This is a genomic window from Mesorhizobium sp. M2A.F.Ca.ET.046.03.2.1 (assembly GCF_003952425.1).
Taxonomy (GTDB): Bacteria; Pseudomonadota; Alphaproteobacteria; order Rhizobiales; family Rhizobiaceae; genus Mesorhizobium.
Genome location: NZ_CP034449.1, coordinates 2,089,723 through 2,115,635 on the forward strand (window position 1 = coordinate 2,089,723; position 25,913 = coordinate 2,115,635).

21 protein-coding genes are annotated in these 25,913 nt (G+C 59.9%); 9 read left to right on the top strand and 12 right to left on the bottom strand.

The window, feature by feature from the left end:
- Window positions 1–44 precede the first annotated feature (44 nt).
- A complete protein-coding gene (locus EJ072_RS09960) occupies window positions 45–1,397 on the bottom strand; it encodes an aminotransferase (RefSeq protein ID WP_126079535.1) in 1,353 nt (450 codons plus the stop codon).
- 145 nt (window positions 1,398–1,542) lie between these two features.
- Between EJ072_RS09960 and EJ072_RS09965 the strand changes: the two genes are divergently transcribed.
- Window positions 1,543–2,877: an aspartate aminotransferase family protein gene (locus EJ072_RS09965; RefSeq protein ID WP_189343279.1), complete on the top strand. Its 1,335-nt coding sequence runs from the start codon at window positions 1,543–1,545 to the stop codon at window positions 2,875–2,877.
- Window positions 2,874–3,620, top strand: coding sequence for an SDR family NAD(P)-dependent oxidoreductase (locus EJ072_RS09970; protein ID WP_126079537.1), 747 nt, complete (start codon window positions 2,874–2,876; stop codon window positions 3,618–3,620). The genes EJ072_RS09965 and EJ072_RS09970 overlap by 4 nt, the downstream gene beginning before the upstream one ends.
- Before the next feature lie 669 nt (window positions 3,621–4,289).
- Here the strand turns inward: EJ072_RS09970 and EJ072_RS09975 are convergent.
- From EJ072_RS09975 to EJ072_RS10010, 8 genes are all read right to left on the bottom strand, one after another.
- Window positions 4,290–4,733 carry a DUF3237 domain-containing protein gene (locus EJ072_RS09975; protein WP_126079538.1) on the bottom strand — a complete coding sequence of 148 codons (444 nt, stop codon included), beginning with the start codon at window positions 4,731–4,733 and terminating at the stop codon, window positions 4,290–4,292.
- Window positions 4,734–4,738: 5 nt separating this feature from the next.
- Complete coding sequence (locus EJ072_RS09980) at window positions 4,739–5,986, bottom strand: flavin-dependent oxidoreductase (protein WP_126079539.1); 1,248 nt, start codon at window positions 5,984–5,986, stop codon at window positions 4,739–4,741.
- 109 nt (window positions 5,987–6,095) lie between these two features.
- Window positions 6,096–7,682 (bottom strand): carboxylesterase family protein, encoded by a 1,587-nt coding sequence (locus EJ072_RS09985; RefSeq protein WP_126079540.1) that lies wholly within the window; start codon window positions 7,680–7,682, stop codon window positions 6,096–6,098.
- 3 nt (window positions 7,683–7,685) lie between these two features.
- Window positions 7,686–8,777 carry an extracellular solute-binding protein gene (locus EJ072_RS09990; protein WP_126079541.1) on the bottom strand — a complete coding sequence of 364 codons (1,092 nt, stop codon included), beginning with the start codon at window positions 8,775–8,777 and terminating at the stop codon, window positions 7,686–7,688.
- A 42-nt stretch (window positions 8,778–8,819) separates the two neighbouring features.
- On the bottom strand, window positions 8,820–9,614 hold the full coding sequence (locus EJ072_RS09995; RefSeq protein WP_126079542.1) for an ABC transporter permease: 795 nt from the start codon (window positions 9,612–9,614) through the stop codon (window positions 8,820–8,822).
- The gene (locus EJ072_RS10000; protein WP_126079543.1) at window positions 9,611–10,510 is read right to left on the bottom strand and encodes an ABC transporter permease subunit; all 900 of its coding nucleotides are present in this window, start codon (window positions 10,508–10,510) and stop codon (window positions 9,611–9,613) included. Before EJ072_RS10000 ends, EJ072_RS09995 begins: the two co-directional genes overlap by 4 nt.
- A 4-nt stretch (window positions 10,511–10,514) precedes the next feature.
- On the bottom strand, window positions 10,515–11,651 hold the full coding sequence (locus EJ072_RS10005) for an ABC transporter ATP-binding protein (RefSeq protein WP_126079544.1): 1,137 nt from the start codon (window positions 11,649–11,651) through the stop codon (window positions 10,515–10,517).
- On the bottom strand, window positions 11,651–13,342 hold the full coding sequence (locus EJ072_RS10010; protein WP_189343280.1) for an amidohydrolase: 1,692 nt from the start codon (window positions 13,340–13,342) through the stop codon (window positions 11,651–11,653). The genes EJ072_RS10005 and EJ072_RS10010 overlap by 1 nt, the downstream gene beginning before the upstream one ends.
- 222 nt (window positions 13,343–13,564) lie before the next feature.
- Between EJ072_RS10010 and EJ072_RS10015 the strand changes: the two genes are divergently transcribed.
- Complete coding sequence (locus EJ072_RS10015; RefSeq protein ID WP_189343281.1) at window positions 13,565–14,338, top strand: helix-turn-helix transcriptional regulator; 774 nt, start codon at window positions 13,565–13,567, stop codon at window positions 14,336–14,338.
- Between the two features lie 76 nt (window positions 14,339–14,414).
- Here EJ072_RS10015 and EJ072_RS10020 read toward each other — a convergent pair whose 3' ends face one another.
- From EJ072_RS10020 to EJ072_RS10030, 3 genes are all read right to left on the bottom strand, one after another.
- A complete protein-coding gene (locus tag EJ072_RS10020) occupies window positions 14,415–15,845 on the bottom strand; it encodes an aldehyde dehydrogenase family protein (RefSeq protein WP_126079547.1) in 1,431 nt (476 codons plus the stop codon).
- A gap of 223 nt (window positions 15,846–16,068) precedes the next feature.
- Window positions 16,069–18,102 (bottom strand): ABC transporter permease subunit, encoded by a 2,034-nt coding sequence (locus EJ072_RS10025; protein WP_126079548.1) that lies wholly within the window; start codon window positions 18,100–18,102, stop codon window positions 16,069–16,071.
- On the bottom strand, window positions 18,081–19,040 hold the full coding sequence (locus tag EJ072_RS10030; protein WP_126079549.1) for an ABC transporter substrate-binding protein: 960 nt from the start codon (window positions 19,038–19,040) through the stop codon (window positions 18,081–18,083). The genes EJ072_RS10025 and EJ072_RS10030 overlap by 22 nt, the downstream gene beginning before the upstream one ends.
- Between EJ072_RS10030 and EJ072_RS10035 the strand changes: the two genes are divergently transcribed.
- The 6 genes from EJ072_RS10035 (at window position 19,039) to EJ072_RS10060 (ending at window position 25,859) form a co-directional block, all read left to right on the top strand.
- Window positions 19,039–19,917, top strand: coding sequence for a GntR family transcriptional regulator (locus tag EJ072_RS10035; RefSeq protein WP_189343282.1), 879 nt, complete (start codon window positions 19,039–19,041; stop codon window positions 19,915–19,917). The genes EJ072_RS10030 and EJ072_RS10035 overlap by 2 nt on opposite strands.
- On the top strand, window positions 19,901–20,665 hold the full coding sequence (locus EJ072_RS10040) for an SDR family oxidoreductase (protein WP_126079551.1): 765 nt from the start codon (window positions 19,901–19,903) through the stop codon (window positions 20,663–20,665). Before EJ072_RS10035 ends, EJ072_RS10040 begins: the two co-directional genes overlap by 17 nt.
- A 17-nt stretch (window positions 20,666–20,682) precedes the next feature.
- The gene (locus tag EJ072_RS10045) at window positions 20,683–21,696 is read left to right on the top strand and encodes an ATP-binding cassette domain-containing protein (protein ID WP_126079552.1); all 1,014 of its coding nucleotides are present in this window, start codon (window positions 20,683–20,685) and stop codon (window positions 21,694–21,696) included.
- Between the two features lie 36 nt (window positions 21,697–21,732).
- Window positions 21,733–24,153 carry an aminotransferase class III-fold pyridoxal phosphate-dependent enzyme gene (locus EJ072_RS10050; RefSeq protein WP_126079553.1) on the top strand — a complete coding sequence of 807 codons (2,421 nt, stop codon included), beginning with the start codon at window positions 21,733–21,735 and terminating at the stop codon, window positions 24,151–24,153.
- 19 nt (window positions 24,154–24,172) lie between these two features.
- A complete protein-coding gene (locus tag EJ072_RS10055; protein ID WP_126079554.1) occupies window positions 24,173–25,195 on the top strand; it encodes a histone deacetylase family protein in 1,023 nt (340 codons plus the stop codon).
- Between the two features lie 169 nt (window positions 25,196–25,364).
- Window positions 25,365–25,859, top strand: coding sequence for a VOC family protein (locus tag EJ072_RS10060; RefSeq protein WP_126079555.1), 495 nt, complete (start codon window positions 25,365–25,367; stop codon window positions 25,857–25,859).
- The last annotated feature ends 54 nt before the right edge of the window (window positions 25,860–25,913 follow it).

Genomic DNA, 25,913 nt, shown 5'->3' on the forward strand with positions numbered 1-25,913 from the left:
TCCCAGTTCTGCACTTAACGTGATGTTTTTATTGTCTGAATCTACTAGCCGAAGACGTCTTCAAGCGCCTGATGGACGATCTCCACCAGCTGTTCCGTCTCCGTTTCACTGATCTGGAATGGGGGGCAGAAGGCGATCGTGTCGCCCATGTTCCTGACGAGAGCGCCGCGCCGTCGGCACGCCATCTCGATTTTCGCGCCGATGCGCTCTTCGGGGGCGAACGGAATGTTGTCCTTCCGATCGGCGACGATCTCAATTCCGCCGAGGAGGCCTACACCACGGATGTCGCCGACAAATTCATGATCGGAGAATTTCTGCCGAAGCGACGAAAGCAGGTGCGATCCGGCGCTACGCGCCAGCCCCACAATGTCGATTTCCTGGTAGATCCTGAGCGCCTCCACAGCGACGGCGGACGTCACAGGATGGCCCGAATACGTGAACCCATGGCCAAACACCCCGATCGAGGCGGCCTGGTCGGCAATGGCCTGGTATATCCTGTCTGATATTATGACGCCGGCAATCGGCATATGCCCGGCCGAGAGGCCTTTGGCTATCGACACCATGTCCGGCTTGATGTTGAAGGTCTCGGATCCAAACCAATTTCCCGTGCGGCCAAAGCCGCAGATGATCTCATCGGCCAGCAGTAGAATGTCGTGGCGAGCGAGCACCTCCTGGATCAGCGGGAAATAGTTCTCTGGCGGGATAAAGACGCCTCCGGCGCCCATCACCGGCTCGGCAATCATCGCGGCGATATTGTCGGCGCCTTCCGCGAGGATCATCGCTTCCAGTTCGCGGGCGAGCCTTGCACCAAATGAAGCCAACGATTCGTTCGGCTCGGCCTCCCGGAAATGATGGGGCCGCCTGGCATAGAGGATATCCCCGGTCGGCAGGTTGAATGCCCGGTGCATGTTGGGCAATCCGCAGAGTGCCGCCGCCATTACGGTGCTGCCGTGATAGGCGCCTTGCCGGCTGATGATCTTGCGCTTTTCAGGCTTGCCTCGCGCGCAGTTGTAATACCAGGCCAGCTTGACCATGGAGTCCGTCGCCTCGGAGCCCGTGCTGGTCAGGTAGATCTTGCAGGAGGGGATTGGTGAGATCTCCTCGATCAGTCTCACCAACTCTGCGACCGGTTCGTTCGAACGGTGATTGGCCGTATGATAGGCGCCAAGCGTGCGCATCTGCCGATACGCAGCATTCGCAAGCCGCTCATTGGAAAATCCGAGCGAGGCGCACCAGAGCCCCGACATGCCCTCGATGTAGCGGCGACCAGAATCATCGACCACGGTTGCGCCGCGGCCCTCCACAACCATCAGCGGTCCCTCGGTTTCATGAAGGCGCGGATTCGTCTGCGAATGCAGGTGCAACTGCATCTCGGCCGCGCGGTGATTGTTGCTCATGCCTCGGGTTCCCCGGATTTCCGATAGCGCAACGGTCGTACCCGCTTGCACTTATGACTTCGCACTTATAACTTATAGATTACAGATTACAAGAAGCGGATTCGCAAATTCGCGCGCCGCACAGCCAACGGAGAGATTCAACTCGATGCGCAACGAAATCGGGGGGGCAGGCCAGCAGGATCAATCTGCCGGCTTGACAGCGAGATTGGCCAACGTGCTTGCCGGAGGGATAGGAAGCGGGGGGCGCTACGAGCACCGCGATCTCTTCATTGCCAAGGGCAAAGGCGCGCATGTGGTGGATGCCGACGGCAAACGCTACATAGACTACATGCTCGCGTTCGGCCCGCTGATCCTCGGCCATGCCCCACGCGTTCTCTCAGAAGCAATCGCTCAATCGCTTGAAACCGGCATCATGTTTGGTGCGGCCTGCGAGAGCGAGTTGCTGCTCGCCGAAGAAGTCGTCAGCTCATTCCCTTGTGTCGACAAGGTAAGGTTCACCAATTCCGGAACCGAGGCCGTGCAGTCGGCACTGCGACTGGCACGTGCATATACCGGCCGCGACAAGATCCTGAAATTCGAGGGCCATTTTCATGGCTGGGCGGACAATGTCTTCATAAGCGTCAAGCCGGTCGCGCATATGGGGCTCGCCAGCCATCCGAAACCCGTGCCGATGACTCCGGGCCAGCCCAAGAGTGTGATCGACGACATTGTCATCGCAACATGGAACGACTTCACGGGGATTGAGCAGATCATGGCACGGCATGGGTGCGAGATCTCAGCTATCATTCTCGAGCCGTGCCCGACGAACAACGGATTTCTGGAAGTCGCACCGGGTTTTCTGGAAAAGCTCCGTTCGCTGGCGTCAGCCTATGGCTCGATCCTGATCTTCGACGAGGTGGTCAGTGGCTTCAGGATGGCGCTCGGTGGAGGGCAGGAACTTTACGCGATCGTCCCCGATCTCTGCACGTTCGGCAAGGCGTTTGCCGGCGGCTTGCCCATTGCAGGCTTTGGCGGCCGCGACGATATCATGTCGCTCCTGGTCGACAATGCCGTTTCGCATCTGGGAACTTACAATTCCGGCGCATTGTCCTGCGCCGGCGCGCTTGCTGTGTTGCGCGAATTGAAGCGTGATGACCAGGCGGCTCTGAAACACATCCAACGATTGGGAAAAGAACTTATCGCCGGCTTCAACCATGTTTTCCGGGAGACAGGAACTCAGCTATCCGCAGGCGGCCCCGGCGCCGTCGTCAGCGTCTATGGGTCCGCGACAATTCCCAGAACCTATCGAGATGTCCTGTCGCATAATAAGGAGTTCCTGGCACGCATTCATCGTGCCCTGCTCCACCACGGCATCTGGTCCTTTGCACGCGGGACCTTCATGATTTCCGCAGCGCATGACGAGAACGACATCCAGCAAACTATCCACGCGATGAAACAGGTACTGACCGAAGACATCAATGGCGCAGGAGCATGGCGATGACGGGAATTTACATCGTAACCGGCGGCACCCATGGAATTGGTGCCGCATGCGTCGAGCATCTGGCATCAAAGCGCGCCAAGGTCCTTTGTGTCGGTCGTGACGCGAAAAAGGGTTCGGAGATAGCAGGCGCTTTCTCGAGAGTTACCTTCTGCCGGGCAGATGTCAGCGACGAGGCCGACTGCAAAGCGGCGGTTGATCTGGCACTGACGCTAGGCGACGGACAGATCGCTGGCCTCGTCAACAATGCGGGCATGTCGATGCGGCGCACCTTCATCGATACGACGGCGGAGGAATGGGACAGGATTTTCGCAGTCAACACCCGAAGCGTTTATCTGTTCACGCGGTTGAGCCTGCCCGGCCTGATCAGGTCCAAAGGATCCGTGGTGACCGTTTCGTCCGTCGCTGGAATGACAGGCGCCGAGGGTATGGCTGCTTATTGCGCGAGCAAGGCCGCACTCATAGGTCTGACCCAGGCGCTCGCTCTTGAGCACGGCAAGGATGTGCGCTTCAACGTCATCTGTCCTGGCCAGGTCAATACCCGGATGATGGCATCGACGATGGCCAATCCGACCATTCTCAACGCCTTGCTTCGAACCATACCCGTGGAACGGATCGCGGATCCGCGCGAAGTCGCCGAGGTGGTCGGCTGGCTGCTTTCCAGCAATTCGTCATTCATCAATGGTGCCGTCATTCCTGTGGATGGTGGAGAAACCGCGGGAATTCGACAACTACGTTTCGAATGACTTTCCGAACCGAGCCATCGATGGGGTGACCGGAGAATTCGGCGGCAAAAGGAGGTGACAAACAAGGGACGGCGCGCTGTCAGAGGCAGTTAGCCGTCGAGACCGTGGCCAAGCCATCCCAATTGCGAGCGGTTTTCGGCGACGTTTACCCTCTATGCTGAGCGTCGGCGATAGCAGAATAGTGCTTCTTCGATAGCGCGTCTAGCGATGTAGCGCTCTCCAGACTCGGACCGCTGGGCAACGCAGTATCGCCTCTGGAGATTCTGAGATCGCGAGTAAAAATCGGTGGGTTCGTTTCGGTCAAAAAAAGGGGTTCGAGTCCACATTGTGGGTCGCCTCAGAAATATACAGCAAAATCAATTATTTACATAGGTCTTCTGGTGGGCCCGACGGTCGTCGTTTTCTACAGAAAAACAATACGTTAGTGGCTGGTTCGCCAACCCGTTTGCCTCGTATTCTCTCGTATGGTCTGGCGAACCTAAAGACCGGTAGAAGGACTAGTTTTCAATGCAAGTGGCGTCTCTGTCTTATCCCCGCAAGGAGCAATGACATCATCGACAACCTTCGGACTTTGCATTTGGACCAGATTACTAAGCTGTGCCTAGAATGAGGATCAAGCCGTGCGATCGCCGCTAACAAACTCCTGGGTGATAGTGCCGTCGGCTCTCGTCAGGCAAGCTCAGTAAGTCGCAATATCACGCAATCGTGCTGACGTTCTCCGTTCGCGAGATACAGCCGCAGATTCAGATCGTCATGGGCCGGGGCTGCGGTTTCGAAGCGGATCACGGTGCGAAAATAGACTTGCGTCGAATCCACCTTTTCACCCCGTAGGAGCGCAGCCATTACTTCGGGCGGGCCGTGACGCAGGCCTTGGCTATCCACCCGGATCAAGGCGCCGTCCTCGGCCTCGATCACGTAGCGGGCATGGATGCGGGTCCGCCCATCGGCGCGGATGCGCTGTTCATCCGTCCCGCCAGGCAGAATGCGACCCGAAATGCCGGAGCCGAGGGCCGTGCCACCAAGGATGGGCACGATCCGCGCCTCCCCAAAGCCATCGTCGCCCAACTTCAACGGGACTCCGACCTGCACGCGGAACTCGGAAAATTGGGTCATGCTGCTTAGCCTTTGAAGGGACCAAGAATTGGCGGCTCTGCGTTTAGAATATCGATCGAGAAGCCCGACAGGCGCTTGTAGTGCTCAGCATGGGCGGCCAGATCGGCGCGAGGGATGACCGTTTCGATATCCTCAAACACTCCGCCACAGCGGTCCTCGACCATTTGCATGACCGCATCCGGCCCCTTGCCTCGATTGGCGCGCAGGACGCCTTCCGCGCGGGGACGCATCTCAGCCTCATAGGCCAAAAGCGCCGGCCGCGTGGGGCCAAAGTCGCGGATCGCTCGGCCAAGTTTGCGGGCGTCAATGATCGCCAGTGTCGCCCCATTTGACCCCACCGGATAGGTTGCATGAGCCGCATCGCCCATCAGGGTGACATTGCCGGTCGTCCACGACGGCAAGGGGTCGCGGTCCACCATTGGGTATTCATAAACCGCGCCCGAGATGCGGATCAGGCCAGGGCAATCGACCCAGCCAAAATCCCAATCTTCAAAAGCGGGCAGGAAATCCGCCTTGTTGGCAGAACGGTTCCAGTCGCCCTTGCGGAGGGCGCGCACCGGGTCGACTTTCAGCTCGGCGATCCAGTTGATCAGGGCAAGGCCTGTGTTCGGGTCTTCCGTCGTCAACGGATAAGCCACGAAGCGCTGGCTGTCATGCCCGGCTAGAAACATCGCATTGCCACCCAGGAAATGCGGCGCCTCGCTGGTGCCGCGCCACATGATGGCACCGTTCCAGATTGGTTCGCCTTCATGTGGCACCATCTGGCGGCGAATGGCGGAGTGGATGCCATCGCCCGCAATCGCAAGTTCGCCTTCCACGCGCCGACCATCAGTCAAGAGAAGTGCTGCGCCATGATCCGAGGTTTCAAACCCCGCTACCGCCGCACCCGTTTCCACACAATCACCCGCACGGGCACGCAATTCTTCCAGCAGTAGCATCTGGAACTTCCCACGATGCAACGACAGTTGCGGCCAATTGTAGCCCGCCACCCGCCCACGCGGTTCGACCCAAATCTCGCGCCCCGATTTGGTGTAGAAACCGTATTGACGCGTACGTATACCGATCTGGTCCAGTTGTACCTCAAGCCCCAGATCGAATAACTCGCGCACGGCGTTAGGTTGCAGGTTGATCCCGACACCCAGTGGCTTGGGTTCGGCCACCCGCTCAAAGATGCGGAAGGGCTGGCCCAATTGGTGCAGTGTCAGTCCCATCACCAGTCCGGCAATGCCGCCGCCTGCGATTAGAATGCTCATGCGGTGCCTCCCGGCATCATCGGCCAGTGAAACTTGCCATCCGGCACCGTAAACTCGGCCCCGAAGCGGATGGAACCGTCGAGTTTAGCCAGCGGCGCGTGATACATGGTCATCCCTTCGCGGCATTCCGTCCGGTAAACCGGGCCAGAAGGGTTTTGTCCCAGAAGGCTCTGCGCACACCGAGCGGGTGGGACGCGAGGTGGCTTTTCGGTCCAAAGATCCTCGTCTGCCCGCCGGTGTGGTTGTATTCGGGCCAAGCCGGGGTGCCTTCGCGGACAAAGGAAATCAGCGCACCGGCCATCTCGCTGCAAAGCCTGGAGCGAATCTCCGCGTTTTGCGGTGTGGTCGGGCCGATCAACTCCGCCGCGGCGGCGCTGTCAGGCCTTGCGAAGAAGAACGGCAGGTCAGCCGCATGCATGGCGCGCAAGGTGGCGTTGACCTCGTAGTCCAGGCGATACATCCACACTTTCGATCCGCGGGCGGCGGCCGCTTCGGCGAACCAGGTGGTCGGCAGGGTAAAACCCACATCGGAGACGAGGTGCATGCCCTGAACTCCGGCAGTCTCGTGTGGGAAGAATCCGGCGTATGCAGCCACGGCCTCGGCTTGGGTTATGGCCGAAAGAAAGCCAAACCGCGCCGCCGTCCAGGCTGGATCGGCCTTGTCCAGATCGGGAAGCGCCATCAGCCACACACCGGCCTCGTAATTGGTGTAGCCGATCATCAGGTCGATGCCGTCCATCGCCCCCTCTGCCACCGCCTGCATGGGCGGCACGGACCACAGATCACCGTCGAGGCCGGGATAAAATTGCCCGTCCAGGCCGAACAGTTCGTCCTCATAGTCAACGCTGGCTGCCCGTCGCACCAGATCCACTGCCGGAGCGTTCAGCAGAGTGTCCGCGTCGGCCACCCCGGCGCGATTCATCACGTCAACACCGATCTCGCGCACTGTTTCGGGTGAGTGCCGCCAGCGCGGCCCGTCACCGCCAATCCCGGCAGGGCCAGTCACACAGCTCATGATCACGGCGCGGCGAACCAGACCCTTCAGCCGGCCCGAGCAGAGCAGCCAGCTCACGTCCATCCCGCCCGCGGACTCTCCGGCCACGGTGATGTTGCTACCATCGCCGCCAAACGACCCAATGTTGGCCTTGATCCAATCGAGCGCCAGAAGCTGATCCTTCAGCCCGTTTACCTGCGCGTTGCGATAGCCCGGCCCCAGAACCGGCTCGACATCCATGAAGCCGAGAACGCCAAGTCGGTAGTTCAGCGAGACGACAATGATATCGCCCCGCTGCGCCAGCACATCGCCGTGGTACAGGGGCAGCCGGCTAGCTCCTTCATGGTTGGAACCGCCATGGATCCAGACATAGACGGGGCGCTTTTTGCCGTCCTTGGCAGGAGCCCAGATGTTCAAAGTGAGGCAATCCTCCTCGCCCACCACATCCAACGGGCCTTCGGGCAGGCTGTTGTAGAAATCGTCCGGCGGCCCCATGTCCCCCTTGAAGCGCTGGAGCGGGGCCGCGCCGAAACGGTCTGCCTCGCGAACGCCCGACCAAGATGCCACCGGCTTCGGCGGGCGAAATCGCAGCGCACCCACTGGCGGTGCGGCATAGGGAATGCCGAGCCAAGCCAGACATCCATCCTGCAATCGGGTGCCGCGAACGGCACCCGATTCTGTTTGCACCACAAGGTCGGACATCGTTCATTCCCCTGACTGGAACTTCGTCCAGGCGCGGTTGCGCTGGCGGGTCAGCGTGTCCTTGACCGTGCCGGAGACAAAAAGCTTGGCCATAACCGCGCCTTCGGGGAAGATGGTCTTGTCTTCCGCCAATTCCTTGGGCAGCAGAGCCCGCGAGCCCGGGACCCCGTTGCCGTAACCCGACACCTCCGTCATGTGAGCCCCTACTTGCGGGGTCAGGAGATAATCCATGAAGGCATGGCCGGCTTTCGGGTTGGGCGCGCCCTTCGGGATGGCCAGCGACGTAATCCAGGCCAGCGTGCCCTCTTTCGGCAGGATATATTGAATGTCCTGCCCGTTAGCGGCTACCTTCGCGGCGTTTTTGGCTTGGATCACTTCGCCGGAATAGCCGATGGCGATACAGACATCACCCGCAGCCATTTCAGTGGGCAATTTGCCCTTGCTTAGCTGCACATAGGGTCTGATCGACTGCAAAAGCGCCATCGCCTTGTCCAGATCAGCAGGGTCCTGGCTTTGCGGATCGAGCCCCAGATAGTTCAAAACAATCGGAACCACTTCGGTTGCGGAATCGGCGATCGACACTCCGCAATCGGCCAGTTTCGCGACATTCTCGGGCTTGAAGATCAGATCATAGCTGTCAATCGGCGCATCGGGCAGGCGTTCGTGGACCTTGCCCACATTGAGGCCCATCCCCAGCGTGCCCCATCCACCCACAGCGGCATAGCCGAGCGTCGGATCGCTGCGTTTCAAAAGCGCCATCAGTTCGGGGATTTGTGCGGCGTAACGCGGCACCCAATCCTTGTTCAGCGGTTCCAGCGCCCCTGCCGCAATCTCGCGCGCCAGAAATGGCGTGGCCGAAGGCACAACAAAGTCGTAGCCGCTGTTGCCCGACAGAAGCTTCGTCTCCAGCGACTCGTCGGAATCGTAGCTGTCATAGACCACTTTGATCCCGGTCTTGGCGGTGAAGCCATCGGCGATCCAGCTGTCAAACAGCCCATCCCAGGCATAGAGCCGCAATACCTCTTCGGCCCTTGCCGAGGTAGTCAGCGCCGCCAGGACCAATAACCCTGTCAGTCCAATCGCTTTTTTCATCATCGTTTCCCTCTGTTGCGTTAAGGGGCTTTTGCCCCGCTCTTTTTAGTCAGTCGTCTTGCGCCTCGCCCGCCGTTCCACCAGCGCGGCGGCAATAACGCCGGTAGCGACGATGCCGATGACGATTGTGGAGAGTGCGTTGATCTCGGGCGAAACCCCGGTGCGCACCATGGAAAACAGCCGCACTGGCAGCGTGGTGCTCTCTGGCCCGGATGTGAACGAAGCCACCACCAGATTGTCGAGCGAGAGCGAGAAGGCCAAAAACCAGCCCGACACCACCGCTGGTCCGATCAGGGGCAGGGTAACCAGCCAGAAGGCGGTGAACTGGGTGCAGCCAAGGTCCTGCGCGGCCTCGTCCATCGATCGGTCGTGGCTGGCCAGCCGCGCGGCGACAATGACCGTGACGAAACTTATTTGCACGGTGGATTGCGCCAGGATGATCGTCCACATCCCTCGGTCTAGCCCCACAGCAATGAAGAGCAGAAGCGTGGAAAGGCCGATGATCACTTCGGGCATGACCAGAGGCGCAAAGACCAGCATGGCGAACACCGTCCGCCCTGGGAACCGCCCGGCCCGCACCAGCACGAAGGCCGTCATCGTGCCCAGGGCCGTCGCCAGCATGGCCGAGACCAGCGCCACTTTCAGCGACATCAGCGCCGCATCCAGAAATTTCGCGTTGTGAAACAGGGATCCATACCACTTTGTCGAAAACCCCGCCCAGACTGTGACCAGCTGGGAGGCGTTGAAGCTGTAGATCACCAGGACAAGCATCGGCAGATAGAGGAACGCGAGACCAAAGCTGACCGAGGTGACGTTGAACCAGGACATCCCGCGTCTCATGGCTGCTCCTTGGCTTGCAGGTGATCCTGCACCTTGTGGAACAGCGCGATGGGCACGATCAAAAGGGCCAGCAGGATCACCGCCACCGCCGAGGCCACGGGCCAATCCTGATTGGTGAAGAACTCGTCAAACAGCACGCGGCCGATCATCAGCGTTGATGAGCCGCCCAAAAGCGAGGGGATGACATATTCGCCTATCGCCGGAATGAAGACGAGGAGGCACCCTGCCATCACCCCCCACCGCGACATCGGCAATGTCACCAGCCAAAAGGCTTTCAAGCGCGAACAGCCCAGATCCTGTGCCGCCTCGATCAGCGATCCGTCCAGCCGCTCCAGCGTCGCGTAAAGCGGCAGCACCATCAGCGGCAGATAGGCATAGGTGATGCCCAGATAGACCGCGAAAGGCGTCTTCAGCATCATGATGGGCGCATGGGTCAGCCCCAGTCCCATCAGCAATTGATTCAGGATGCCCTCGTTCGACAGGATACCGATCCAGGCGTAGATCCGGATCAGGAATGAGGTCCAGAAGGGCAGGATCACCGCCATCAGCAGGACTTTCCTCCACGGATCGGACGCGCGGGTGATGCCATAGGCGATGGGATAGCCCACGAGAAGCGTCAGCACTGTGGCCCGGAACGCGATTCCAAGGCTGGAGACGTAGGCTTTCCAATAGAGGCCGTCGCTGGTCAGAAAGCGGTAATTGTCGAAGCTGAGTTGCGACAGGAAGTCCTTCAGCCCCGCCCAACCGCCTCCCGGCCTTAGCACAGGCAGATAGGGCGGAATGGCTGTGGTGGCCTGGGACAGCGAGATGCGGAAGGCCATCAGCAGCGGCACCGCAAAAAGCAGCACCAGCCACAGGAAGGGCACGGCAATCAGAAGCGTGCGGCGGGTGATCATCGCTTCACCGCGTCAGCACAAGGCCGGCAGTATCGGCCCAGCTCAGCCAAACCTCGTCGTCCCTGGTGAAATCGCGGCGCGACAGACGATGGGCATTTGTGGTCTGGGTCTTGATGGTCACGCCCTGGGCGACCTCAACATGATAGATCGAGATGCTACCGACGTAGGCGATGTCGACAACCCGCCCTTTCAAGCAATTGGATTGCCCTTCGGACGGGGTGGCCGAGACGTCGATCTTCTCGGGCCGGATCGCATAAGAGATCCGTTGGCCTTGGGACAGACCCGCTTCGTACGCGGCGCGCAAATGGCAGCTGCCTTCGGCCCATTGCAAAGCACAGAATCCTGGCTCAAGCGCCGCTATGGTCGAGGGAAGGACATTAACTTCTCCAATGAAATCCGCAACATAGACGGAGTTCGGTGCCTCATAGATCCCCGCAGGCGTTGACACCTGCACCAGCTTGCCGTGATCCATCACCGCAATCCGGCTGGCCACGGTCATTGCCTCTTCCTGATCGTGGGTGACGATGACAAAGGTCGTGCCGGTTTTCTCCTGAATATCCATCAGCTCGAACTGCGTCTCATGGCGCAGCTTTTTGTCCAGCGCGGCCAGCGGTTCATCCAGCAAAAGTAGTTTCGGCGCGCGGGCCAAGGCGCGGGCGAGCGCCACCCGCTGCTTCTGTCCACCCGAGATTTGATCGGGCTTCCTTCGCGCGAATTTCTCCAGCCGCGCCAGCCGCAGCATCTCTTCCACCCGCGCCGCGAGCCGGTCTTTCGCCCAACCGTCCCGCCGCAGGCCGAAGGCAATGTTGTCCCAGACCGACAGATGCGGGAACAGCGCATAGCTTTGGAACATCATGTTGACCGGGCGCAGGTGCGGCGGGACATGGCCGATATCGGCCCCGTCAAGGTGGATTGACCCGGCGCTCGGCGTCTCAAACCCCGCCAGCATCCGCATCATCGTCGTCTTGCCACAGCCCGACGGGCCAAGAAGCGCAAAGAACTCGCGAGGGTAGATCGACAGGTTCAGATCCTCGATCGCGGTGAAGGTGCCGAAGCGCTTGGTAACGCTGTCAAAGCGGATCAGAGGGCGCGCTGTGGGATCATCCCATGGTGCAGAGGGGGAATTCTCTACCCGAGCCATCACACCTCCTCCGTCTGTCGCACGGAACTCGCCACAACGTCCGAGTCATGGGTGATCTGTCCGTCGCAGATGGTCAGACGGGCGCAAACGGCGGGCAAGCCTTCGGGAAAAACGCCGGCAAGATCTCGATCCAGCAGCGTCAGATCGGCCAACGCCCCAGGGGCCAGAGCTCCGCGATCAGCCTCATCGAACGCTACCCAACCTGCCGCACGGGTGATCCCGTCCAGAGCTACTGCCAAGCTAATTCGATGGTCTGGTCCGCCGCTAGGCCAAGCCTCACGCGTCAACGCCGCATGCAGCGTGGCCATCGGCTCCAAGGGCGCAATCGGCCAGTCCGAGGACAGGACCACCGCCGCTCCCGCCGCCCGCAAATCGGCGGAAGCGAAGGCGTAACGTCCGCGCGCCGAGCCGATCAAATCCAGATAGCCTTCGCCTCGCGCCGGAACATGACAGGGCTGCAGGGACGCGACCACGCCTAGTTCGGCGAATCGTGGCAGGTCAGCGGGGTCGATCATCTCGACATGTTCGATCCGATGCCTCGCCGCGCGCCAGCCATTGGCCGCCCGCGCGGCGGCAAAGGCATCCAACACCTGCCGCACCGCCCCATCGCCGACGCAGTGCACGGCCACCTGGAAGCCAAGACGGTCGGCCTCGACCACCAACGCCTGCAATTCGGCATCTGCGATCAACGGCGCGCCGCGGTGGCCCGGTTTATGGGCATAATCGGCCAGCATATACGCCGTACCGCCCTCGACCACGCCGTCGGCGAAAATCTTGACGAAATCGCAGCTCAGCTTGTCAGAGGCAAAACGGTGACGCCACGCCACTGCATGCGCCAGATCGTGTGGCCCATGTCCCGGCTGCACCTGAAAGGGCATTCGCACCCGCACGGCCAAGCCCTCGTCGCGCTCGATCTCGGAGAGCAGTTCCAATTGATAGAGGCTGCCGTCCATGTTCTGCACCGCAGTCAGCCCCAGTTCGGCGCAATGCTGAATCGCCGCACGCAGCACCGCCTTGTCGGCAGCGCGGTCCTCTACGCTGACCGCAGGACTTTCCAGCGGTCGCTGCGCTGCAGCTGAATGCCGCGCACTGGCCGGATTGCAGCGTCGCATCAGGTCGATCGCCCCGAATTCCACCAGCGCTCCCGTCGCTTCACCCGCGTCGTCTATCACCACCTTGCTGCCGGGCGGCAGATCGGCCCCGCGCGTGATGCCCGCCAGCGCCAGCGCCGCGCTGTTGGCCCAGGCAGTGTGGAAGTCCACCGCCATGATCATAAAAGGGACATCGGGGCAGACCCCATCCAGATCGTGACGATCTGGCGCCGTTGTGTCTGAGATCAGGCTATAGTCCGCCCCAAAAGCAGAGATGAACCCCAATCCCGGTCGTGCCGCGCGGTAGCGTGCCACCGCATCGCGCAAATACGCCGCACCCCGAATGCCGGTCAGGTTCAGGTCGGTCAGCGCCAGACCACCCGAGAACAGATGCACATGCGCGTCGTTCAAGCCGGGCAAAAGACTGGCCCCTTGACCGTCGATGACACGGGTCCGCGCTCCAATCCACGCACAGGCGTCGCCGTAGCCCAAAGCCATGATCCGACTTCCGGCCACAGCGATCCAATCTGCCGCCGGAGCCCCGAGCGCGCCGGTCGTCACCTTCGCGTTGCGAATCAGGATGTCGGCCTTCGCCATCATGATCGTGTTCCCCACCAAGGCCATCACAGCCGCTAGTTGATCGCAGGCAATATTCTTCTACGCGTGACGGATGGCGGCCCATCCAACACGTATACGGTCCCCGTTGATGTCTGCGTTCGACCTCAAGCTGACAGGACAAAGCGCTGCAGGCAACGACTTCTTGACAAATCCGCTGTCGCGGTTGTGATGGTAAACTGGGCAATTAGCGACAGGCCAAAGGCGATGATCGACACGACCCTTTCGCGGAACCTTCGCCTTCTGACCGGATATGCCGCTTCGGTTTCACAAGTGTGCCGCGGCACCGGCGTCAATCGCACGCAGTACCACCGCTACCTCGCCGGACAAGGCGAGCCCTCGCTCCGCAGCCTTCGGCGGATCTGTGATTATTTTGGTGTCGAAGAACATGAAATCCTTCAGGACCCCGACAGTTTTCGCGAACTCATTCGCCTCCGCCCGCCGCAGTTGGGGGCGAGCCCGGATCTTTTCACGGCTATTCAGAACCGTTTGACAGAAGGCGACGAAACGCCTCGCGTCGCCATGGGGTACTACCACATGGTGTTCCGACCCGACCCCAAAGTGGATCTGTACTACCGCAATTTACTGCGCCTGTCGGCAACGCCGCGCGGCCTGATCATCAAGCAGATTGAGCGCTATGCGCGGCCAGCAATCTCGTTGCCCCGCCGGATGGTCTATGAGGGAACCGCGTTCACCCGCTACGGCATACTGTTCGGCCAGGTACAGGAAAAGCGGCATCGCCGGTCGACCTGGTTCCTGGTGCTGAGTGTGGGCGTTTTCTCCTCGCCCAGCCAACTTCACGGCTATGCGACCGGCTGCGAGCCCGAGGGGCTTGATGGAATATTGAGCTTTCCCGTGGTTCTTTTGCACCTTGGAGAGAGGCCGAGCCTCCGCAGCGCCCTTGCGGACTGCGGATACTTCACGGCCGATGAGATCAGTCTGTCGCCGCATCTCGACAACGCACTTCGTTCCAGGAACTAAGAGCCGTTCTCCAACTCAGGGGAAGCGATGCCGCGTCCATGTGTTGGCGGGTCAGTTCTCATTGGCAATCAACACGTTAGGCTACGTCAGGTCTGTGAATTGCTTTCACTTCTTGAAAGTCATCAAGACCAAACTTGCCGCCCTCGCGGCCATTTCCGGACTGCTTGTAGCCGCCAAATGGACTTCCGTAGCGATGCGGCGCCCCGTTGATATGCACCATGCCGGCCCGCAGACGCGAAGCAACTCTTTCCGCTCTCTTCGGATCGCCGGTTTGCACATAGGCGGCAAGGCCGTAAGCCGTGTCATTCGCCATCGTGATGGCATCTTCTTCGCCGTCAAAAGGGATAATCGCAAGAACCGGCCCGAAAACCTCTTCCCGTGCGATGCGCATCCCGTTCTCGACGTCGACGAAGATTGTTGGTTTTACGAAGTAGCCAGTTTCGAAGCCTTCCGGTTTGCCTGGGCCGCCGACGATGAGGTTCGCACCTTCATCGATTGCCGCATTGATCAAGGTTTGCACACGGTCGAACTGAATGGCGCTCACCAGAGGTCCAATGTGGGTCCCTTCCTTCATGGGATCTCCAACTTCGGCAGCCAGGGCGGCTCGACCCGCTATCTCGATTGACCTTTGATAGACGGAGCGCTGCACGAGAAGGCGCGTTGGCGCATCGCAGGATTGGCCTGAGTTGTTGAAGCAGTCAGCGACGCTGGCGGAAATGCGCTCTTCGAGATCCGCATCTTCGAAAACGATGTTTGGAGACTTGCCACCAAGCTCCAGGGTCACCCTTTTGACAGTGTCCGCAGCATCTTTGCTGACTGCGATCCCTGCTCTCGTTGAGCCGGTGAAGGACATCATGTCGACGTCCTTGTGCTTCGAAAGCGCCGCGCCGCAATCGGCGCCACCATTGACCAAATTGAACACACCCGCGGGAAAGCCTGCCTCATCAATCATCTCAGCGTACAACATGGCGTTGAGAGGCGTGAGTTCGCTGGGCTTCAGGATGCATGTGCACCCTGTCGCGAGGGCCGGCACCACCTTCAATGCGATTTGATTGATCGGCCAATTCCATGGCGTAATCAGACCACAGACGCCGATAGGCTCGCGCAGAACGACATCGCCGTTTGGCAGTTCCTCGCGAACTTTCAGATCGCGCAGCGCATCGATGAACCCCTGGAGATGGCCGACACCAACATCGGCCTGCTGCTCGCGGCTCATAGTGATCGGGGCGCCCAGTTCCAAGGTGATCGTTTCCGCCATCTCGTCGTAGCGACGCTTGTAAATGGCCAGAAACCTTTCGAGCAGCCGGAGCCGCTCTTCCAGAGTAGTTCGACTGTAGGACGCGAACGCATTCCTGGCTGCCTCGACCGCCTTGTCGACATCCTCCCTGGACCCCATTGAAATGACGGCAATCGGCTTTTCGGTTGCAGGGTTCAGGACTTCGAGGTTCATCGCCGCGATGGACGATACCCACTCGCCACCGATATAGAACTTCCGCTTATCGAGCATGACAAGGCTCCTCCTTTATTCGAAAAGGGCTCACAGCCGATTCATGCGAGCGAAGGGCAAAACGTGAGCAGGCTTAGAATTTCAATGAGCACCGAGCCCCGACCTGCGCTGTGTTGGTTTGTCGGGTCGTATTGCGGGGCCCCTGCGACAACGTCTGCGCCGGCAAAATCGGCCTCCTTCAGCCCCCTGCTGAGCCGCAGCCTAGAGGCAGCCGGCCCAAAGATCATGATGATGAATTGGCGCGAGGCGAGCCGGGTGCGTTCAATTTCTCCGCGACCGCGCCTACATAGCGGTCCAGGATGATCGCCAGTGCGGAAATCGCGAGGCCTGCAAGCAATCCTCTGCCGGGCTCGACGCGAGCGATGGCATCCACGGTCTCCAGTTCAAGCCCCTGTGAGCCAACAAGCGCCGTGATGACCACCATCCCAACGCACATGAGGATGGTCTGGTTGAGACCTAGCATCAGGCCAGGTCGGGCAAGAGGCAGACGAACCTTCCAGAACGTTTGAAGCGGAGTGGCCCCGAACGCCACCGCGGCTTCGATCGTGGTGGGATCGACATTGCGGATGGCATGGTCGGTGTATCGCACCGTCGTCGCCACGGAGTAGAGCGCGATGGCAATCACCGCGGTTGCATCGCCCGGACCCAGAAGCATGACGACGGGCACCAGGTATACGAAAGAAGGCAACGTCTGCAGGGTCGTGACGATAACCTCCGACACCGCGTGTACGCGGCGAGAAGATCCCGCCCAGATTCCCAAAGGCGCTCCGACAAAAAGGGAGAGCAGCGTTCCGATCATCACCAGATTGAAGGTGATCAGCAACTTATCCCAATAGCCGATGGCAGCGATGAGGATGAGTGTGGCGCAAGACAGGACAGCAAGAGAGGGTCGCCGCAGCGCAAAGCCGAAACACAGGATGCAGGCAGCAATCGACACCCAGCCGAGATCTCTCAGTATCGTCAACAAGGGCCGGATGACGCCGAGCGTGATGATCAGCCGGGTGGCTTCGAAACCGTCGCCCCAATTGCTGTTCAGCCAGCTGATGACGCGTGACCAGAAATCGGCGGTCGAGATCGTCAACGCGGCGGGATATTGCGCCAGAGGTGCAATCGCGATTCCTGCGCCTGTGGGGATGATCAGGATGGCGGCCAGGATCGCGAGGTGCCTCACCGGCTGAGGCCGAGACAGATGCGAAGGCCGACGCACGGCAATTGAATGTCCGTAGCCGTAGAGCAGTACGGCGAGCAGAGTTATCGCAATCCCCGCCTCCAACCCGCGGCCGATCTTGAGGGACTGGATCGCGCGAAGCACTTCCGCTCCCAGACCTCCTGCGCCGATCATCGAAGCCAGAATGACCATAGCCAGCGCCATCATCACCAGTTGATTGACGCCCAGGAGGAGGTCGTCCCTCGCGCTTGGCAAAAGGATCTTCGATGTACCCTGGCAACGGGAGGCACCGGTCATGCTGGATAGCTCGGACGTATGGTCCGGTAGCCGGCGCAGGCCATAGACCACCGCTCGCGCCATGGGCGGCAAGGCGAAGATCAGTGTTGCCACGAGTGCCGCGACGGGACCAAAGCCGAAGAGGATCAGGACCGGCACCAGATAGCTAAATGGCGGAATCGTCTGCATGACATCGAAGACGGGGTTCAATACGGCTTCAAGCCAACCCCAGCGAAACAGCATCACGCCAAGCACCAGGCCAAAGACCACGCCGACGACGATTGCAAACGCCACGGATGCGAGCGTCAATGTCGCTGCAGCCCAAAGGTCGAAGATGAGAAAATACGCGAAAGTAGCGAACGCCAGGACCGCCAGACGACGCCCGCCAGCGAGCCAACCCAGGTAGGTTGCGGCAAGAACGACCGACACCCACGACAATGGCGGCAGCGTAAGCGTTTCGGCGGGGGTGCTTCCTGGAAAGGTCCAGCCGGTCGTTAATAGGTTCTGAAGGCCACGCATCGGAAGACCGAACGCCTCACCGCCCGCACGCGTCCACATCCGGAGAGGTTCGCCAAAAATTTCAGTTCGGCGAAGCAACTGGTTGAGCACATCATTGGATATCTTGAGCAATGGCAACAGCCATTGCTTCGGCCATACATACAGCCCATCGGGAAGCAGATCCCGCCCGACATAGGCCGCGAACAGCAAAACAAGGCCGAGTGCTACCCACAAACGGCTGCTCGGCAGCCATTTGGGGCGAAAGAGCGGCGCCAAAGATGTCGGGCCGAAGCTTATTGAAGCCACGGCGACCACTTTTTCTCGTTCGCAGAGATCCACTCAGCCGCGGCAGCTTCGGGCGTAAGCCCGCCCTTATCTTGCTTGAGGATGCCCCATGCAACATCGTCATTGGTCAGAACAAATTTCTTCAAGAGACCGCTTACGTTGGGCTCTCGCTTGGCGAAATCATTGTTGATCAACTCGATGATATCTCCCGTGGGCAACGCGCAGTCACCCACGAGATTAGGGTTGATGCCCCAGGCGGGATCGCTGCGGCATGCGTCCTCATAGGGCGGGAAATCGACAAAGGTGCCAACGCCGGAACCGTAGAGCCAGTGGGGCACGAAACCAAACCCGATGATCGGCTTTTTCCTCTCGACTGCGCCCTGCATTGTGGCGACCATGGCCGCCATTGTGCCCGGCAAGGTTATGTGAACATCGAGCCCGAGCGCCGCTATGCGGCGCTCGTCATCGGCGTCAAAATCCGCGGGTGTTCCTAGATAGTTGATCTTTCCATCTGTCTCTGGGTTGGATAGCGCTTTGATGCAGGCAGGATTCTTGAGCGCCTTCCAATCCGGCAACCCCGGGCATAGCTCGGCAACATAGTTGGGGTACCACCAGGTTTCCCTGATCTTGACGCCGACCGACCCCACCTTCGTCACAGAACCCGAAGCAAGCGCAGCTGCGATCAATTCGGGAGAAGACGACCAGATTGCGGGACTGATCTCGAGATCGCCAAGTTCGATGGCCGTGAACTGCGCCGTATAGTCGGTATGCACGTACTGGACGTTGTATCCGGCCTTCTTGAGCAAGCTCCCGAACACGTTCGTGATAAAGTCCGCGTCGGGCGCACTAACGACCGCCATCCGCACCGGGTCCTGGGACTCAGCGGCGGCCAGCGCGTTCCCGGAAGAAATGCACAGGCTGACGCAAAGCGCGGACGCCAACGTGACTGCTGAGAGTGGAAAACGCATGGCGAAACCCCTTTTAAATGACCGACGAGCCAAAGTAGGGCGCACTTATTATCACATGTCAATCACAAAATTGGAAAAGGAGATTGCATTGCCGGAGATTATCGGGATAGATAGGGTATCGGCGCGAATGTCAGATATCACAAATGAGTCACAGATGGCGAAAAAAGACGAGCAAAGCACGACCGCCTCGGACCGTGTGTACAAGCTTGTCCGTCAGGATATCCTTGAGTGCCGCTGGAGGGCTGGCCAGCGACTGAAGATCCGCGATATTGCCGCCGAGCTGGGCGTCAGTCCGATGCCAGTCCGTACGGCGTTCCGGCGTCTCGGCGAAGAGGGTATTCTTATCGTCGAGGAAAACCGGTCGGCGCGTGTCCCCTTCGTTTCCCGGCAGAGCTTCAACGAATACCTTGAGATCTCGGTGAGACTCGAATGCCTGGCCCTGGAGAGGGCCGCCGGGCGCATATCGAGTGAAACGATCCAGGCGCTCCGAAGTGAAGTCGAGTGCATGCAGCGCGACATCGAGGCTGGCGACACCGTTGGATACGCCCCTCGGTTCAACGGCCTTCTGATGAAAATCTACGTGCGAGGAGAATCTCAGGCGCTCATTGAGATGATCGAAAGCGTCTGGATCAAGACGGCTCCGCCGTCGCGCGAGGCCTTCGAGGAAAGAGGCATCGTCACGCGACTGAATGCGGCCTTGGTTGCGATCATCGACGCCTTGGAGGTGGCCGACGCGGCTAGGGCCAAAGAAATTCTGACCTCGGCCCTGCACTATGCCTGCAAAGGCGTAAACCTGTTCCTTGAAATGGATCAAGATCAGAAAATGAAACCAAAAGCAAAAAAGAGGATCAAGGAACAATATGCCGAAACCAAGTGAAGCTCCGATTGCGCTGGTAACCGGCGCGTCCCGCGGCATCGGGCGAGCGACAGCAGAAATGTTGCTTCGAGACGGCTATGATGTGCATGCCACCTACCTGAACGATGCCGCTGCCGCAGAGACCCTCGTTTCGTATGGCGAGAAGCTGGGGCGCAAAGTCACGCTTCACCATTTCGATGCGGGTGCGCGGCATAGTCAGGACGAGTTAATGCGGCGCCTCAACGGCGTCCAACTTCGGGGCATCGTCCACAACGCGGGAATCGTCAAGTTCGAGAAATTTACCGAATATGACATTTCAATCTGGGACCGCACTTTCGAAGTCAATCTGAATGCAGCGTTGCGCCTGACGCTTGGACTGCAGAGGCAGATCGTGTCGGGAGGATCGGTGGTTCTGGTCGCGTCCACTGACGCGTTCGTCGGCTCCTACGCAAGTATGGCTTACGCGGCCTCTAAGGCGGCGATGGTGAATCTGGCCAAGAGCCTCGCATGCAATCTCGGCTCCCGAAACATCCGCGCCAACGCGGTCTCGCCGGGATGGATCCAAACCGACATGACGACTGGGGCGTCCTCGGGATCAGCGTCGGTCACACCGCTTGGGCGAGACGGAAAGCCGGAGGAAGTCGCTGGCGTGGTCGCCTTCCTTTTGTCCGACCGGGCCAGCTTCGTCTCGGGCACGAGCATCACCGTCGATGGCGGCTATACCTCCTCTGACGCGATCATGTTGAACGAAGCCAGGGAACTGGGCTGAGTACGAGCGGGATAGCCATGTTGAGCTGCAAGAACCTTTGGAAGATTTACGGATCGGCCAAGGCGCATAGTATCGATCCCGGCTTGCCACTTACCGAGAACATCTCCTCGGTGGAGCAGCGCGGCGGTTTCGTGGCGTTGGCCGACATCGATCTCTCCGTGGCGAAGGGCGAGATCCTGGTCATCATGGGGCTTTCCGGATCCGGAAAGTCTACTCTGCTGAGATGCTTGACGCGCCTGGTGGAGCCGACGGCCGGAGAGTTGCGCTTCGAGGGTCAGGACCTGCGCGCTGTGCCTGGCAAGAGCCTGCAACTGCTGCGTCGTACGCACATGAGCATGGTGTTCCAGAATTTCGCGCTGCTTCCGCACCGTACCGTGGTCGGCAATGTGGAGTTGCCACTGGAAATCCAAGGTGTGCGCGCAGCTGATCGGAGGCAGAAGGCGCTCGATATGATTGGGCTTGTCGGGCTGTCCGGCAAAGAGGATCACTACCCGCATGAACTATCCGGAGGCCAACAGCAGCGTGTCGGCATTGCTCGCAGCTTGTCAACCAATCCGAGCCTTTGGCTGCTGGACGAACCCTTTTCAGCGCTCGATCCGCTCATTCGCGAAGAAATGCAGGACGAAATTCTCAGGCTACAGAAAACGCTGTCCAAGACTGCCGTATTCGTGACCCATGACTTCAACGAGGCTGCTCGCGTTGGAGATCGCATCGCTCTTTTACGCAAGGGCCAGCTCGTCCAGACCGGCAGCGCGGCGGAACTGATCCTGAACCCCGCGGATTCCTATGTCAGAGCATTCACCGCGAGCGCGGAGCGTAGTCGAATACTGACCGCGGAAAACTTCATGCAGCGTGGAGAGCCGGGCGCGTTCGACGTGCAGCTCGCGGCTGAGGCGACACTCCGAAAAGTCGCGGAAACATTCCAGAGCGGGGCCAGCGTGATCGCCTTCGGCAATTCCACGGGCAAACGGGTTGGCTTCATGAGACGCGAGGATCTGGGCGACGCCCTCACGTCCGCCATGACGGCTTAGCTGGCAGGGCGTCGAAATCGAGGTACCAGTTCGATCATGCAAACGACACTCACCGAGGCTGAAGCGCGCTCGCTCCTGCGCAGCATCAAGCCGCCGCAACTGGACCTGAAGCCGGTCGTGGACCATGTGCTCGACCGTTACGGACTGTCAGGCGAATGGCATCAGCTGGGAGGGGAAAGAGAACAGAATTATCGTCTCGTCACCGCCGCAGGCGAAAGGTTTGTCGTCAAGATCGCATCCCTCGAAGAGGATGAGGAAAGCCTCATCTTTCAGGCGAAAGCACTTGAACATATCGAGAAGGTAGATCCAGCTATCCAGGTCCCGCGGGTTCGCAGGACCCTTGAAGGTGATCTGCTTTCCGGCATTTCGGACGGAGAAGGAGGAAAGCACGCTTTGCGGGTCCTCTCGTTCGTCGCAGGTGAAACTGTCATGGATCTGTTGAGCCGGCGAGGCTTCAATCTGTCCACTGACGACCTCCTGAGCCTCGGCGCGGCCCAAGGCCGCCTGGCACGCGCGCTCCAGGGGTTCAATCATCGCGGCGCCCTTCGACCGATGCCGTGGGACCTGGCAAATGGCCTGGTCCTTGGTGATTGGCTGCGGGACTATATCCCGGAAGAAATCCGCCAGGACGTCGATCGGGCATTGGAGCACTTCGCCGGATCAACATTTGCGGCGCTCCCGCGCCTCCGATCCCAGGTCATCTACAATGATTTCCACGAGAGCAACGTCCTGGTCCGGGCGGAGCCTTCGTTCGAAGTTGTGGGTGTTATCGATTTTGGCGACATGGTCTATGGGACGATCGCACAGGACCTGGCGGTTGCCGTAGCGTCTTTCATCCACTGGAGTCCGGAGCCAGTGGCGGCCGCGGCAGCCGTCGTGCGCGGCTACCAAAGGCATATGCCGCTGGAGGCCGCCGATCTTGCGGTGCTCAAGGATCTGGTGCTGGCCCGCCTAATCCTCCAAGTCGGGCTCGTCCGCTACCAGGTCGTCGTCAACGGCCGGAATGACCAGCAACTCGACGACCTGCAATCGCTGTATTCGGCGGCTATATCCCGCCTCGCCCCCATCGACAAGGACGCGTTCGTCGCCTCGATGACACCGTCCGTGGTGCCCGCTCCGATCCCATCGCCCGTGGTGGAACAGACTTCGAGCGATATCGGAGCCCTGATCTCGCGCCGGCAATCCGTCTTGGGCGAGACCTATACGTTCTACAACGAGCCGCTCGAACTCGTGCGCGGTCGCGGCACAAAACTCTTCGACGCCTCCGGGACGGAGTACCTGGATTGCTACAACAACGTCGCCAATGTGGGGCATTGCCATCCCTATGTGGTTGAGGCGCTCGCCCGGCAGGCGGCCACGCTCAACACCAACTCCCGCTATCTTCATCGCGAGATCCTGCGGCTCGGAGAGCGGCTGACGGCGACCCTCCCAGAAGGCCTGGATACCTGGATCTTTGTCTGTACCGGCTCGGAAGCCAACGACCTGGCGGTTCGCATTGCGCGGTCGGTTACCGGCAACGAAGGCGTGATCATCACGGAAAACAGTTACCACGGCAACACATCGGTGGTCGCGCCGCTCTCGTTGCTGGAATACGACATCAAGGACAAGCCGGGCTGGGTCGAAGCGGTGCCGCCTCCCAATGTCTACCGGGGCATCTATCGAGGTGCACAGGCCGATTTGGGGGAACGATACTCCGGTCACGTAACGGAGGCAGCGTCGCGCCTCGAAGCAAGGGGACCGGGTGCGGCAGCGTTGCTGATCGACTCGATCTTTGACGGCAACGGGGCGTTGGTCCCGCCGCCGGACTACATGCGCCTTGCCTTCGACAAAGCGGGCCGCGCAGGGGCGTTGTGCATCGCCGACGAAGTTCAAATGGGCTTCGGACGATCGGGCACGCATATGTGGGGTTTCGAAGCCTTCGGTGTTCGTCCCGACATGGTCACCATGGGAAAGCCGATGGGCAACGGGCATCCTATCGCCGCGCTCGTGACGCGTCGCGACATCGCCCTGGAGTTCCAGCGTCGCACTGGCTACTTCAACACCTTCGGCGGCAACACCGTTTCGACGGTTGTCGCCAACGCCACCTTGGACGTGCTGCAGGGCGAGAACCTGCAAGGCAACGCCGAGCGTGTCGGCGCGCATCTCAAGGCATCTCTCGACAGCCTGATCGGCACGCACGAGCTGGTCGGCCACATCCATGGGCGCGGCCTTTTCTACGGCGTCGAGCTTGTCGTCGACCGGACATCGCGCGCTCCCGCGAAACTCGCGGCCCGCTGGGTGCGTGAGCGGATGACGAGCCTGGGCGTCCTGGTTGCCTCGACGGGCCCCTTGGGAAACATCATCAAGATAAGGCCGCCCTTGGCCTTCAGCACCGCCGACGCCGACCGGTGCTTCGAAGCCCTTCAGACCGCGCTGACAGAGGTGCCGCCGGATCTTCGGATCGCAAACAGCGCCTGAGCCAACCGGGAATGAGCAGATGAAAATCTACAAATGCGATGCTCACCTGGAGCATCAATCGAAAATCGAACTCAACCCTGGGAAGTTCGTCCCGACGCTCGACGTGGCGAAGCGCACAGGCGCCGTTCTGGACGCCTTACGGCAGGCTGGCCACATTGATGTCTTGGATTGTGCACCCGCATTGAAGGAAGATCTTCGCACCATTCATTCCGAAGACTACCTGGATTTCCTCGCCACGGCTTGGGATGAATGGTCGAGATCATTCGGAACCGAACTCGATGGCGTCGGCTTCGTCTGGCCGCACCGCAACCGGCCGCCTCGATGCCCAAGCGCGATAGAAGGCAAGATCGCCTACTACATGTTCGATGGCGTGAGCACGATCACGCCGGCGATGTGGCCTGCCACCCTTGGCGCAGCCGGAGCTTCCCTTCAGGGTGCCAGGGATCTTCGCCTCTCGGGATCGACGGGACTGGTCCTGGCTCGTCCTCCGGGGCATCATGCCTGCCGCGACATGGGTGGAGGAACGAGTTACACCAACCACACCGCGCTGGCCGCACAGGAACTGACGCGAGATGGCGCTCGGGTCGCGATCCTGGATGTTGACGCTCACCATGGCAACGGTGCTCAAGACATCTTCTGGACCAGGTCCGACGTCCTCACCATCTCTCTCCACACCGATCCGTCGGTGGACTACCCATATTTCTCCGGCTACGCCGACGAGATCGGCGCCGAGGCTGGAGAAGGCTTCAATTTGAACCTGCCACTTCGGCCCGGTACCGACTGGTCGGGCTATCGCGAAGCTTTGACGGCCGCGCTCGAGAGGCTGCGCGACTATTCTCCAGACTACGTGGTGGTGGCGCTTGGCGTGGACACCTATGCCAAGGATCCGGCGGGGCGTCTGGCCCTGGAGCTGGATGATTTCAACCGGATTGGCGAAGCCGTGGCATCCTTGGGCCACCCCCACATGTTTGTGCTCGAAGGGGGATACTGCCTTGAAGCTATCGGTCCCTGCGTCCTGAATGTTGTCGCGCCAGGGGGTTAGACGCGGCTTTGCATCGCAGGATGCTTTGAGCGACCTGCCGGGGGGGGAAGGGACTGACCTCATGGAGCGACTTGCCGCTTGCGTTGACAGCCAAGACTGATCGCCGTTCGAGACCAACTTTGTCGGTATCTCCTAATTTTGTTTGGCGAAACAATCGGAGGATTTAGTTATGGAAAATCATGGCAAAGAAGAAGGTTTCGAGAGCCGAATGATGCGCCTGGTTAAAAAGTGCCACCAGGAACAGAGGCTCATCATGAACCACGTCTGCATCCGGGTTGAAGATATCGGCCGGACGGAAAGGTTGCTGACCGAGTCTTTTGGTATCGGCAAAGAAGGTTTTACTCGCGTTGAAGGAAATTTATTCAAGGGAGAGGCCTTTGTCAGCGGCGCCTGGGTGAATGACGATTTCTACCTTGAACTGATGGAGCCGATCGAGAAACAGAAGCTGGGCTACGACACCGGGTGCGGTGCGCCAATTGGGCACTTGAGTGAAATCGGCTTCCTCACCCCTGATATGGACGCAGAATTGGCCCGGCTATCAAAACTGGGATGGCAGGTGACCGACACGCTGTCATCTGAACATTCCAGAGAAGTAAAGATGGACATGGACCCGTCCATTGGGCTCCCCATAGAGCTGATGGAGGTAAGACTCCGGGAGAAATAATCTCCTCTGATACTATTGGTAGCACCATCCTTCATAAACTACGAAATTCAACGG